This is a genomic window from Burkholderia latens (assembly GCF_902499045.1).
Lineage (GTDB): Bacteria > Pseudomonadota > Gammaproteobacteria > Burkholderiales > Burkholderiaceae > Burkholderia > Burkholderia latens.
This window is the reverse complement of sequence record NZ_CABVPL010000017.1, coordinates 17,545-30,372: the sequence shown is the minus strand read 5'-3', so window position 1 is coordinate 30,372 and position 12,828 is coordinate 17,545. Positions and strand designations below refer to the sequence as shown.

Genomic DNA, 12,828 nt, shown 5'->3' with positions numbered 1-12,828 from the left:
GCCCGGCCTACTCGCGCGCCGGCGCGCCGGCCGTTTCCCGATACGCGCTCGGCGTCTGTCCGGCCCAGCGCCGGAACGCCCGCGTGAAGTTCGCCGGGTCGGTGAATTGCAGCCGCTCGGCGATCGTCTTCAGGTCGAGATCCGACGCGGACAGCAACTGCTTCGCGTCGCGAAACCGCGCTTCGTCGAGCAGTTGCCGATAGCTCGAACCGGCTTCCTCGAGCCGGCGCCGCAACGTGCGCGTCGACACGAGCAGCGCGTCGGCGAGCGCGTCGGGGTTCGGATAGCGGCCGGCCGTCCGCGCCAGTTCCGCGCGCACGCGCTCGACCAGGTCGCCTTCCTCCTGGCGCACTTGCGCATATTCGCGTTCGACCTGCACGAGCGCCTGCCGGTGCGCGACTTCGTCGGCGAGCGGCAGCGGCCAGTCGAGCACGTCGCGCGCGATCCACAGCGCATTCGCCGCGCAGCCGAATTCGACTGGCGGAAGCCGGTCGCGATAACGCGCGAAATAGTCCGGCTCCGGCCACGCGAAGCGCAGCGAGATCGGCGGCGACGCGCGCCCGGACCACTGCGAGATGTTCTGCGCGAGCCCGGTCAGCACGAACTCGAACATCACGTGATGCTGCAGCACCGGGCTCGCCTGCACGCCGTGCAGTTCGAGCGTCGCGCCGTGGTCGTCTTCCGCATAGGTCAGGCGATATTGCCGGTTGCGCATCCGGAAGTAGCGCTGCGTGACGACGAGCGCCGCGCGGATGTCCGGCGCGGTCAGCGTCGCATAGCCGAGGAAGCCGTGAACGGTCGGCTTCAGCAGCAACCCGAACGCGAGGCCGATGCCCGGATCGCCGCCGATCTCGATCGCGTTGAGCACGAGCCGCCCCCATTGCGACGGCGCGACGCGCGCGTCCGGTTCGGCCAGTACTGCGTCGCGCAGCCCGGTGCCCGCGCGCACCGCGCCCAGATCGACGCCGCGCGCGGCCAGCGCCTGCAGCAGCAGGCGCGTATAGGCGACCGGAATCGTCGGCCGGCGCAGCCCGAGGTGATCCTTGCGACGCGGGGAGGTCATGTGTTTTTGGCCGGAAATGACAAGCATTATGGCTGTTTGCCCCCTCACGTTCAACCTGGCGTGCGGCCTACGATCTGATCCATCGCCCAACCGCAGAACGATGATGACGACCTCTTTTCCGCACCTGCTCGCGCCGCTGGACCTCGGTTTCACCACGCTGAAGAATCGCGTGCTGATGGGTTCGATGCACACGGGCCTCGAGGACAGCCGCAAGACGCTGCCGCGGCTCGCCGACTATTTCGCCGAACGCGCGCGCGGCGGCGTCGGCCTGATCGTGACCGGCGGCTTCGCGCCGAACGTGGCCGGCTGGACCAAGCCGTTCGGCGGCACGCTGATGACGTCGGCCGGCGCGCGCCGGCACCGCGTGATCACCGACGCCGTGCATGCGGACGACGGCAAGATCGCGCTGCAGATCCTGCATACCGGCCGCTACGGCTACCATCCGTTCGCGGTCGCGCCGTCGAAGATCAAGTCGCCGATCTCGCCGTTCGCGCCGCATGCACTCAGTGCGCGCGGCGTCGAGCGGCAGATCCGCGCGTTCGTCCGCTGCGCGCAGCTTGCACGCGAAGCCGGCTACGACGGCGTCGAGATCATGGGCTCCGAGGGCTACCTGATCAACCAGTTCATCTCGATGCACACCAACAAGCGCCGCGACCAGTGGGGCGGTTCGTACGACAACCGGATCCGCCTGCCGATCGAGATCGTCGAGCGCACGCGCGAAGCGGTGGGGCGCGATTTCATCCTGATCTACCGGCTGTCGATGCTCGACCTGATTCCGGACGGCAGCGACTGGAGCGAGACCGTGCAGCTCGCGAAGGCCGTGGAGCGCGCCGGCGCGACCATCATCAACACGGGGATCGGCTGGCACGAGGCGCGCGTGCCGACGATCGCGACGTCGGTGCCGCGCGGCGCGTTCGCGTGGGTGACGAAGAAGATGAAGGGCGAGGTCGGCATTCCGCTCGTGACGACCAACCGGATCAACCGGCCCGAAGTGGCCGAGCAGATTCTCGCGGACGGCTGCGCGGACATGGTGTCGATGGCGCGCCCGCTGCTCGCGGATCCGGAATTCGTCGTCAAGGCCGCGCAGGGGCGCGCGGACGAGATCAACACCTGCATCGGCTGCAACCAGGCGTGTCTCGACCACGCGTTCAAGAACAAGATCGCGTCATGTCTGCTGAACCCGCGCGCATGCCACGAGACCGAGCTGATCTACGCGCCCGCGCGGCAGCCGAAGCGCATCGCGGTGGTCGGCGCGGGGCCGGCCGGGCTCGCGTGCTCGACCGTGCTCGCGCAGCGCGGCCATCGTGTCGACCTGTTCGACGCGGCGGCGGAGATCGGCGGCCAGTTCAACATGGCGAAGCGGATTCCGGGCAAGGAGGAGTTCGACGAAGCACTGCGTTACTTCGGCCGGCAGATCGAGTTGACCGGCGTGAACCTGCACCTGAATCGCCGCGTCGATGCGAGCGACCTGATCGCCGGCGGCTACGACGAGATCGTGCTCGCGACGGGCGTCGCGCCGCGCGATCCGAAGATTCCCGGCCAGGACGGGCCGAACGTGCTCAGCTACATCGACGTGCTTGCCGGCCGCCAGCCGGTCGGCCGGCGTGTCGCGGTGGTCGGCGCGGGCGGTATCGGCTTCGATGTTGCCGAATATCTGGTGCAGGACGGCCAGTCGCCGACGCTCGATCTCGCAGAATGGAAAGCGGAGTGGGGCGTGACCGATCCGGCCGCGACGCGCGGCGGCGTGACGCGTGCGCACGTCGCGCCGCCCGCTCGCGAAGTGACGCTGCTGCAGCGCAAGGCCGCACCGCTCGGCAAGGGGCTCGGCAAGACGACCGGCTGGATTCACCGCGCGACGCTGAAGATGAAGCAGGTGAAGATGATCGGCGGCGTGAACTACGAACTGATCGATGCGCGCGGGCTGCACGTGTCGTACGGCGAGCAGCGCACCGATCACGAACTGATCGAGGCCGACACGATCGTGCTGTGCACGGGGCAGGAGCCGCAGCGTGCGCTACTCGCGCCGCTGCAGGCGGCCGGACGCCCGGTGCACCTGATCGGCGGCGCGGAACTGGCCGCCGAACTCGACGCGAAGCGTGCGATCGACCAAGGCTCGCGGCTGGCCGCGCGGTTGTAACGCGGCGCTGTTCCGGCCTTCGCGGCGAAGCGCGTCGCGCGATGGCCTGCGACGCGCGCTCCAGCCATTTCGTATCCGTTCGATGCCGACGACGTCGAACGGATGCGGCCCGCGTCGCGATGCGACGTGGCGGCGCGATTCCGGCAGCCGGCGCCGCTGGTGGCCGGCATGCATCACGCCGCTTCGGCCCGCTCTTCTTCTTCCGCTTCGAGCATTGCCCTGACGATCAGGTAGACGGCCGGCAGGTCGTCGTCGTCGCGACGCCAGTCGACCGGCTCGTCGAGGTCCGCCGCGACGAGGCGGCTGTCGCGCAGGCGGATGAATGCATCGACGACCGCCGGATCGTTGCGGCTCAGGAAACCGGCATTCGAGAACGCGAGCTCCTCGACGTTCAGCAGCGCCTGCCAGCTCATCGTCCGGGCGGCGGCCGGATGGGTGCGGCGCCGCAGCCCGAGCGCGCGCTGCGCGGGGCCGCCGACGACACGCTGCAGATCGACGACCGCCCGCTGCGCAGCGCGCTCGAAGTGGGCGGGATTGAAGCCGGGTTGCTCGGGATCGAATGCGGATGACTGGAACATGGTCGCCTCACAAAAGTCCGTCCGTCATGAGTGACGGAATTCGGGTCAAATGGTGCAAAAGCACTGTAAATATATACAGTGTTCGGCGCCGTATCAAGTCCCGAATGAACGTGTGCGTGCGGCGGCCGCTTCCGGCCGGTCGCGCGGTGCGGCCGCGCGCGCCGGACCCGCGTCTTTCACACCGATGCGGCGATCGTCTCCCGCAGCCAGCGATGTGCGGGATCGCGATGCACGCGCTCGTGCCACAGCATCGACATTTCGTAGCCGGGGACGTCGACCGGCGCCTCCACGACGCGCAGCGCCGGCGTGTTGCGCACCAGCCGCTCCGGCAGCATCGCGACGAGGTCCGTGCTGGCAATGGCCGACATCACGAACAGGAAATGCGGGACCGACAGCACGACGCGCCGCGTGGCGCCCGCTTGCGCGAGCACTTCGTCGGTTACGCCGAAAAAGCCGCCGCCGTCCGGCGACACGATCACGTGTTCCAGCGTGCCGAACTGCGCGAGCGTGGGCCGCCGCTTCAGCTTCAGATGGCCGGCGCGGCCGACGAGCACGTAGCGCTCGGTGAACAGCGGCAGGCGCCGCATCCCTTGCGGCGAGCCCTCGGACGTATGGAACGCCAGGTCGATGCCGTTTCGTTCGGCATCCTGCTCGATGCGCGGCGGCACGAGCTCGACGACGGCGAGCCGGGTCGCGGGAGCGGCCGAGCGCAGCGTGTTCAGCGCCGGCAGCACGATCGTCGATTCGCCGTAGTCGGTCGCGGCCACGCGCCACGTGTTCGTCGCGGTCGCCGGATCGAACGGCGTGGCCGTCAGCACCGCGCGCTCGACCGCCTCGAGCGCATCCCGCAGCGGCTCGCGCAGCGTTTCCGCACGCGCGGTCGGCCGCATCCCGCGCGGCCCCGGCAGCAGCAGCGGATCGCCGAACAGGTCGCGCAGCTTCTGCAACTGCACGCTGACCGACGGCTGCGACATGTTCAGCTTTTCCGCGGCGCGCGTGACGTTGTGCTCGGCGAGCAGCACATCGAGCGTGACCAGCAGGTTCAGATCGAGTCGTCTGAGATTATTCATGTCTATACCTGGAATGTCAGGAATTCATTTCAAATATACCGTTGGTGGCGGCATCCTGCAGTCATTCCATCCACGGAGCAACGAACATGAATGTGCTGATCGTCTATGCCCATCCGGAGCCGCGATCGCTGAACGGCGCGTTGCGGGACTTCGCCGTCGCGCATCTCGAAGCGGCGGGTCATGCGGTGCAAGTGAGCGATCTGTATGCGATGAACTGGAAGGCCGCGTTCGACGCCGATGACGTGACCGACCGTGCGTCCGACGCACGCTTCGATCCCGCGCTCGATTCGAAGCGCGCGTTCGAGACGGGCACGCAGCGCGACGACATCGCGCGCGAACAGGCAAAGCTCAACTGGGCCGACGCGGTGATCCTGCAGTTTCCGCTGTGGTGGTTCTCGATGCCGGCGATCATGAAGGGCTGGGTCGAGCGCGTGTACGCGTACGGTTTCGCGTACGGCGTCGGCGAGCATTCCGACCGGCATTGGGGCGATCGTTACGGCGAGGGTTCGCTCGCGGGCAAGCGCGCGATGGTGATCGTGACGACGGGCGGATGGGAGTCGCACTACAGCGCGCGCGGCATCAACGGGCCGATCGACGACGTGCTGTTTCCGATCCAGCACGGGATTCTGTATTACCCGGGGTTCGACGTGCTGCCGCCGTTCGTGATCTACCGCGCGGGAAAAATGAACGACGCGCGCTTCGATGAAATCCGGGCGGCGCTCGGCAAGCGTCTGGACGAGTTGTGGACCGTGCAGCCGATTCCGTTCCGGCGGCAGAACGCGGGCGACTACGAGATTCCTGCGCTGACGCTGAAGCCGGACATCGCGCCGGGGACGGTCGGGTTTGCCGCGCATCTGGCCGCGGCGCGGTGATCGCCGGCGCATCGCCGTGATGCGGCGCGCCGCCGGAATCCCGCGCCGCAAAACGACGCGGGCGGCCGGCGAGAAAATCGCCGGCCGCCCGTGTGATGCGTGCCGCGGCCGCCCGCCGGCCGCGCGCTTGACCGCCGCCTACCGATCGTCGTCGCGCACCGAAGACGGATGCCGGCACAGCGCCCGCACCTCCATCTCCATATACGGAAACAGCGGCAGCTGGCTCAGCACGTCATGCAGCTGCTGCACGCTGTCGACGTCGAAGATGCTGACGTTCGCGTACTGCCCCGCGATCCGCCACAGATGCCGCCACACGCCTTCGTTCATCAGCCGCTGGCACATCGCCTTTTCTTCGGCCTTCAGCGTGGCCGCCTTGACCGGATCCATGTCCGCCGGCAGACGGACGGTCATTTCCACATGAAACAGCATCCTGTGCTCCTTGCGTTGTCGATGCGTCGAACCGGACGGCCGCTCAGGCCTGCGCGCGCGGCCGCTCGACCTCGCTCGCCGGCACGTCCTGCTTGTCCTTCAGAAGCGTGAAATCGAAGTCGATCAGCGCGAACTGCCCGTCGATGCCATACGGCTTGCCTTCCGCGCCCTCGGCCCGCGCGATCTTCGGGATCAGCCCTTCGCGCGTCGCGAATGCGAAGTCGTCCCAGATATGCGGATCGCCTTCGATGTTGATCTGCGTCGTCAGCTTACGATATCCGTCCGCGGAAACGAAGAAGTGGATGTGCGCCGGACGATGGCCGTGACGGCCGAGCAGGTCGAGCAACTGCTCGGTCTTGCTGCCGGGCGGCACGCTGTAGCCGACGGGCAGCACGCTGCGGAAGCTGTAGCGGCCTTCGGCGTCGGTGCGGATCGAGCGGCGCAGGTTGAACGCCGGCTGCGACGGGTCGAAGTACGAGTAGTTGCCGAGATGGTTCGCATGCCACACCTCGACGAGCGCGTTCGCGAGCGGCGTGCCGTCCTGGCCGAGCACCCGGCCGCGCATGACCAGCGTCTGGCCGGGATCGGTGCCGTCGTCGAGACGCGCATGGCCGACCGATTCCGGCGCGCCCGCGACGTACAACGGCCCTTCGATCGTGCGCGGCGTGCCGCCGTGGAAGCCGGCCTTCTCCTCGGCCTCGTCCATCCGCACGTCGAGGAAGCGCTCGAGGCCGAGGCCCGCCGCGATCAGCCCGAATTCGCGGCCGGCTTCGTTCAGGTAGTTCAGCGCGGTCCAGAACTCGCTCGGCTGCACGTCGAAATCCTCGATCGTGTAGCAGATGTCCCTCACGATCCGGTTGACGATCGCGCGCACGCGCGCGTTGCCGGGCTTTTCCGCGGCGTCGTCGAAGGTCTTCAGCAGCGCGTCGATGGCTTGCTTGTTCATCCGTGTCTCCAGGTTCGGTTGTCGTGTCGTGTGGGATCAGCGGGCGCCGCGTCGCATCCGTTCGATGCGGGCCCAGTCGAAGGTGATGCCGAGGCCGGGCGTGGCCGGCAGGTGCAGCTTGAAATTCTCGTAGCGCAGCGGCTCGACGAGGATTTCCTCCGTGAGCAGCAGCGGGCCGAACAGCTCGGTGCCCCATTTCAGCGCGCCGAACGTGCTGAACAGTTGCGCGGACGCCATCGTGCCGGCCGCGCCTTCGAGCATCGTGCCGCCGTACAGATCGATGCCGGCCGCGGTCGCGATCGATGCGACGCCCGCCGCGCCGAGCAGGCCGCCCGATTGCGCGATCTTCACCGCGAACACGTCGGCCGCGCGGTCCTGCGCGAGCGCTAACGCGTCGACGGGGCCGTGCAGCGCTTCGTCGGCCATGATCGGGATGTGCGCGAGCTGCGTGAGCCGCTTCAGCCCCGCGCGATTGGCCGCGGCGATCGGCTGTTCGACGAGGCTCACGCCGGCGTCGGCGAGGCGCGCGCCGGCGCGGATCGCGTCGGTTTCGCTCCATGCCTGGTTCACGTCGACGCGAACGTCGCCGCGCTCGCCGAGTGCGCGCTTGATCGCGATCACGTGCGCGACGTCGTCGTCGACCGCGTTCGAGCCGATCTTCAGCTTGAATGCGCGGTGGCGGCGCGCGTCCAGCATCGCCTCCGCTTCCGCGATGTCGCGCTGCGTGTCGCCGCTCGCGAGCGTCCACGCAACGTCGAGCGCATCGGTCGTCCGGCCGCCGAACAGCTCGGACAGCGGCACGCCGACGCGGCGCGCCTGCGCGTCGAACAGCGCCGTTTCGAGCGCGCACTTCGCGAAGCGGTTGCCCTGGAACAGCTTGCGCGCACGCGCCATCGCGGCTCCCGGCCGCGTCGCGTCCATGCGTTGCAGCAGCGGGGCGAAGTACGTGTCGATGTTGGCCTTGATGCTTTCGGGGCTCTCGTCGCCGTACGCGAGACCGCCGATCGTCGTCGCCTCGCCGACGCCTTCGATACCGTCCGTGCATCGAACGCGGACGAGCACGAGCGTCTGGCAATTCATCGTCGCGACCGACAGTTTGTGGGGCCGAATCGTCGGCACGTCGACGAGCAGCGTCTCGACGCGTTCGATGGTGGCGGCTGTTGCTATCATGCGATTCCTCCTGTTGGCGCACATGGTAGGAATTTCCGCTGCGCGTCGTCCAACACTCTTTCCGACTACTTCCATACCTTTGGGGCATGAAATGGAATTGCGCCAGCTCCGGTACTTCATCGCCGTCGCGGAGGAAATGAACATCACGCGGGCGGCGGAGCGGCTGCACATGACGCAGCCGCCGCTCAGCCGCCAGCTTCAGGCGATCGAGGAGGCGCTCGGGTTGCCGCTGTTCGAGCGCGGCGCGCGGCCGCTGAAACTGACCGACGCGGGCCGCGTGTTCTATGCGCAGGCGAAGCGCGTGGTCGAGCAGGCCGACGAGCTCGGCCCGCTGACGCGGCGGCTCGCGCAGTTGTCGGAGCGGATCGTGATCGGGTTCGTGCCGTCGACGCTCTATGGCGCGCTGCCGGACGTGATCCGCGCGTTTCGCGACGCGCAGCCGGACGTCGAGCTGTCGCTGGTCGAAATGTTCACGCTCGAACAGCTCGGCGCGCTGAAGGGCGGGCGGATCGACGTCGGGTTCGGCCGTCTGCGCTTCGACGACGACCAGCTCGTGCGCGAGGCGCTGATCGAGGAAAAGCTGATCGCGGCGCTGCCGGCGGGGCACCCGCTGGCTGATCCCGGCCGGCCGCTGACGCTCGCCGACATCGCGAACGAAACGCTGATCGTCTATCCGAGCACGCCGCGGCCGAGCTTTGCCGATCAGCAGCTGTCCGCGCTGCGCGACGGCGCGTTCGTGCCGGCGGCCGTTCACGAGGTGCGCGAGCTGCAGACGGCGCTCGGGCTCGTCGCCGCGCAGGTCGGCGTGTCGCTCGTGCCCGAAAGCGTCGACGGCGTGCGGGTGAGGGGCGTCGTGTACCGGCGGCTGCCTGAGCCCACGGCGACGTCGCCGATCATCATGAGCCGTCGGCTGCACGGCGAAAGCGCGGCGACGACGGCGTTCTGCGCGATTGCACGGCAGATGATTGCCGCGGCGGCGTAACGGGAGCCGCCTCCGTGGCGACCCCGTTCTCCCCAAGAACTGCAACTAACGGCCTATCTCTCAGACTCTTTCGGAACGAAAATCCGGCTCGCCGCCGTGGCATTGCGCCGCCGTCCGAACGCCGGTGGGTTTATTAATGGGATATGTTGGCGATGGCATGGAAGCAACTCTCGTCCGGATTTGCTTAATCTATTAATGCGGACGGGATGTTAATGAGATAAAGAGGGAGATCGGATCGGCTTGAATTCCTGATTCTTGCTGTTTTGCGTTTCAATTATTTCGAGGCCGACGACTAAACCATTCGGTTTTTTCTCCGTAAACCCCGGTCATGGAGGGGCGCTTCCGCCCCGTATCGATCCGAGAAACCGGGGGAAAGCGACGTGAGTCGATTTGCAAAAAGCATTAAATTCAGGATTTTTTCCGCGCTGGCCGCGTGCGTCGCGTTAATGATGATCATTGGCATGTTCAGCGTATTCGGCTTGTCTCGATTGAATTCGAATCTCCATCGCGCCTATTCGGGCAATACGCTGCCGATTTGCGAATTGACCGAAATTCGCGCCATCGCGCTGGGCATGCAACTGCAGATGCGCCGGATCCAGGCCGAGCGCGATCTCGCGCGCACGCGCGCCGGCGTCGACGACATCCGCGCGCAGCAAAACCGGCTCGACACGGTCTGGAACCGCTATTACGACGAATCGATCACGAGCGACAAGGAACGTGAGATCGCCGAGCGCATCCGCGGCGTGCTGCCGCAGTTCAGGGCGGGCGTGAGCGACGTGGTCGACGCGATGCGCGGCGGGGACCATGACGCGATCGGCGCGGCGATCGAGCGGCTGTCGCCGGCCGCGCGCCTGCTCAGGCAGACGCTGGAGGACGACATCGCGCTGAACGTCGAGCAGGCGAAGTCGTTCGTCGACGACAGCGAGTCGACCTTCCGCAACATTCTGTGGATCGCGCTCGGCCTGATCGGCGCGGGCATGCTGATCGCGGCGTGGGCGTCGGCGCATCTGCTGCGGCACATCTCGACGCCGCTCGGCAAGGCCGTGCGCGTGGCCGACTCGATCGCGGGCGGCACGCTGGACAATCGGATCGACATCGACTCGCACGACGAATTCGGCCAGTTGCTCGGTGCGCTGGCGGCGATGGACCGGCAGCTCGGCACGACGGTGCGCGGCATCAAGCGCAGCGCGGAATCGGTCGCGATCGCGTCGCACCAGATCGCAAGCGGCAATACCGATCTGTCGGCCCGCACGGAACAGCAGGCGGGCGCGCTCGAGGAAACCGCGGCGAGCATGACGGAATTGACCGAAACGGTGAAGCAGAACGCCGAGAACGCGCAGCAGGCCAATACGCTCGCGACGCGCGCGACCGGGATGGCCGATGCCGGCAACGATGCGGTGCAGCACATGGTCGCGACGATCGAGCGGATCAGCAGCAGCTCGAGCCAGATTTCCGACATCACCGGCGTCATCGAGGCCATCGCGTTCCAGACCAATATCCTCGCGCTGAACGCGGCGGTCGAAGCGGCGCGGGCGGGCGAGCAAGGGCGCGGCTTCGCGGTGGTGGCGAGCGAGGTGCGCAATCTCGCGCAGCGTTCCGCGACCGCCGCGAAGGAGATCAAGGAACTGATCGGCGCGTCCGTGTCCATGATCCGCGACAGCGCGCAGCAGGCCACGGACGTCGGCGAGACGATGGGGCAGGTAAAGCACGCGATCAAGCAGGTGTCCGATATCGTCGCCGAAATCGCGGCCGCGTCGCACGAGCAGAGCCAGGGGATCGAGCAGGTCAACGTGGCGATCGGTCAGATGGAGGGCGTGACGCAGCAGAACGCGGCGCTCGTCGAGCAGGCGGCCGCGGCCGCGCATTCGCTCGAGGAGCAGGCAGGCCATCTGCAGGTGGCGATGTCGGCGTTCAAGCTTGCCGCAGTGGGCGGCGACGCGGCGCCCGCGCCCGCGCTTGCGCAGGTCCCGGTCCGGGTGCGGGTGCGGACGAAAGCGCCGGCCGCGGCGCCGGTGCCGGCTGTGCCAGCTGTGCAGGCCGTGCAGGCGCCGGCCGGGTCCGCCGATTGGCATGCGTTTTGAGCGGGCACGATCATGACGCATCCGACCCACGCAGTGCTTACGCTGGACGCGCTGATCGACGCGTGTGCGCGCTTCGATTCGTCTGATCAGGATCAGCGGCTGATCGTGCGCACGCTGGTCGTGCCGATGCTCGCGCGGCGGCTGAAATGGCTCGAGCTGTTGCTGCAAGCAAGTCCTGACAGCCGGGCCACGCGGACGATGGCCGAACAGGTCGAACGCGCGCTGGCATGCGCGTCGGCGCGGCTCGGCGAGGCCGCCGCGCCGCCTGCGGCGGCCGCGCCCCGTCCCGAGCCGCAGCGCGGGCACGCGCTTTCGTGACGGGCGGCCCGTCGGCGGCCCGCCGGCGGGCGGTAATGCGCAACGACAGGCGCGCCGGTCGGCGCGCGTACGGGTTCAGCGCCGGCCGTCGAGCGTGTCCGACGGCGATTCGCCGAACTTCTCCCGATACGCGATCGCGAACCGGCCGAGGTGCGTAAATCCGCAATCGAGCGCGATGTCGGCGATCCGCCGCTCGGATCCCGATCCGCGCAGCAACTCCCGCGCATGATCGAGCCGCGTCGCGCGCAGATATTGCATCGGGCTCATTCCGCGGAACTGCAGGAAAGCGTCGCGCAACGTCCGTTCCGGCACGTTCGCGGCCAGGACGATATCGGCGAGCTGCAACGGCTGCGCGTAGTGCGCGGCGATGAACTCCTGCGCGCGCCGCACGAAGCCCGGCGCCGGATCGTGGTGCGAGCGCTCCGGCACCGACGGCGGGTGACCTTCGATCAGCAGGTCGATCAGCAGATGCTCGAGCTGCGACGCGACACGCGGGTTCGCGTTCGCGCGTTCGAGCAGTTCGGGCGAGCGCGCGACCAGCATCAGCTGCTGGCGCCACGCAGCGAGCGCGGCGTCGCTGATGTGCAGCACCGGGTCGAGCGTCGCGCGCGGGTCGCCGGTCAGCGAACCGACGGTCGCCGCATCGATGCGCAGCACGAACTGCTCGCAGTCGGCCGACAGCGCCGCGTCGAAGCGCTCGCCCGGCGCGCACAGCACGCCCGTCTGCCCGTCGACGCCGAGCCGGCGCCCCATCGCATGGACTTCGGCCTGCCCGGACAGGCAGAACATCAGCAGGTAATAGCCGTCGACGGCGTCGACCTGCACGCGCATCGCGTCGCCGAACGCGATCGTGCCGATCCCGAGGCCGCCGAGCCGCACGAAATCCATATGCGATGCGCGCTGCACGCGGCCGCTCGGCACCAGCGCGTGCGGTTGCATCACGCGCGAGATCCGCTCGCGTGTCTCGTCGAGATCGCGGGATTCGAACAGCCGGTGCGCGCGCAGCGCAAGCGGCTCGAACGGCGTTGGGGACATGGGCATCGGCCTTGGTGTGGACGCGCGCGTCGCGCCGGCGAACGAGTCGCGATCGTGCACCGCTCGCGCGTGTCGCCATGCTAGCGCAGAAATCCGCCGAAAGTGGATATTGCGCCGCCGCAATCGCACTTTCCGGATAGACGCCGA

12 protein-coding genes are annotated in these 12,828 nt (G+C 68.1%); 5 read left to right on the top strand and 7 right to left on the bottom strand.

Annotation, left to right across the window (positions count from 1 at the left end):
- Positions 1-7: 7 nt before the first annotated feature.
- Positions 8-1,090: an AraC family transcriptional regulator gene (locus BSE24067_RS14200; RefSeq protein WP_151065890.1), complete on the bottom strand. Its 1,083-nt coding sequence runs from the start codon at positions 1,088-1,090 to the stop codon at positions 8-10.
- A gap of 76 nt (positions 1,091-1,166) precedes the next feature.
- Between BSE24067_RS14200 and BSE24067_RS14195 the strand changes: the two genes are divergently transcribed.
- Positions 1,167-3,200: an NADPH-dependent 2,4-dienoyl-CoA reductase gene (locus BSE24067_RS14195; protein ID WP_151065889.1), complete on the top strand. Its 2,034-nt coding sequence runs from the start codon at positions 1,167-1,169 to the stop codon at positions 3,198-3,200.
- A gap of 173 nt (positions 3,201-3,373) precedes the next feature.
- On the opposite strand, the gene BSE24067_RS14190 is transcribed toward BSE24067_RS14195, so the two are convergent.
- Positions 3,374-3,778 (bottom strand): DUF2471 family protein, encoded by a 405-nt coding sequence (locus tag BSE24067_RS14190; protein WP_151065888.1) that lies wholly within the window; start codon positions 3,776-3,778, stop codon positions 3,374-3,376.
- 176 nt (positions 3,779-3,954) lie between these two features.
- Complete coding sequence (locus BSE24067_RS14185) at positions 3,955-4,848, bottom strand: LysR family transcriptional regulator (RefSeq protein ID WP_151065887.1); 894 nt, start codon at positions 4,846-4,848, stop codon at positions 3,955-3,957.
- 86 nt (positions 4,849-4,934) lie between these two features.
- Here BSE24067_RS14185 and BSE24067_RS14180 point away from each other — a divergent pair, with 86 nt between their 5' ends.
- Entirely contained in the window at positions 4,935-5,720 is a 786-nt protein-coding gene (locus BSE24067_RS14180) for an NAD(P)H-dependent oxidoreductase (protein WP_151065886.1), read from the top strand.
- Positions 5,721-5,858: 138 nt separating this feature from the next.
- On the opposite strand, the gene catC is transcribed toward BSE24067_RS14180, so the two are convergent.
- The 3 genes from catC to BSE24067_RS14165 are packed head-to-tail and all read right to left on the bottom strand — an operon-like array spanning position 5,859 to position 8,265.
- Positions 5,859-6,149, bottom strand: a complete 291-nt coding sequence (gene catC, locus BSE24067_RS14175; RefSeq protein WP_151065885.1) for a muconolactone Delta-isomerase — start codon at positions 6,147-6,149, stop codon at positions 5,859-5,861.
- Positions 6,150-6,192: 43 nt separating this feature from the next.
- On the bottom strand, positions 6,193-7,095 hold the full coding sequence (gene catA / locus BSE24067_RS14170; protein ID WP_151065884.1) for a catechol 1,2-dioxygenase: 903 nt from the start codon (positions 7,093-7,095) through the stop codon (positions 6,193-6,195).
- Positions 7,096-7,131: 36 nt separating this feature from the next.
- Positions 7,132-8,265 (bottom strand): muconate/chloromuconate family cycloisomerase, encoded by a 1,134-nt coding sequence (locus tag BSE24067_RS14165; RefSeq protein WP_151065883.1) that lies wholly within the window; start codon positions 8,263-8,265, stop codon positions 7,132-7,134.
- Positions 8,266-8,356: 91 nt separating this feature from the next.
- On the opposite strand from BSE24067_RS14165, the gene BSE24067_RS14160 reads away from it, so the two are divergent.
- From BSE24067_RS14160 to BSE24067_RS14150, 3 genes are all read left to right on the top strand, one after another.
- Positions 8,357-9,247, top strand: coding sequence for a LysR family transcriptional regulator (locus BSE24067_RS14160; RefSeq protein WP_151065882.1), 891 nt, complete (start codon positions 8,357-8,359; stop codon positions 9,245-9,247).
- A 380-nt stretch (positions 9,248-9,627) separates the two neighbouring features.
- Entirely contained in the window at positions 9,628-11,328 is a 1,701-nt protein-coding gene (locus tag BSE24067_RS14155) for a methyl-accepting chemotaxis protein (protein ID WP_151065881.1), read from the top strand.
- 12 nt (positions 11,329-11,340) lie between these two features.
- Entirely contained in the window at positions 11,341-11,646 is a 306-nt protein-coding gene (locus BSE24067_RS14150; protein ID WP_244122161.1) for a hypothetical protein, read from the top strand.
- 75 nt (positions 11,647-11,721) lie between these two features.
- Here the strand turns inward: BSE24067_RS14150 and andR are convergent, their stop codons facing one another.
- A complete protein-coding gene (andR, locus tag BSE24067_RS14145) occupies positions 11,722-12,681 on the bottom strand; it encodes an anthranilate 1,2-dioxygenase regulatory protein AndR (protein ID WP_151067937.1) in 960 nt (319 codons plus the stop codon).
- Between the last annotated feature and the right edge of the window lie 147 nt (positions 12,682-12,828).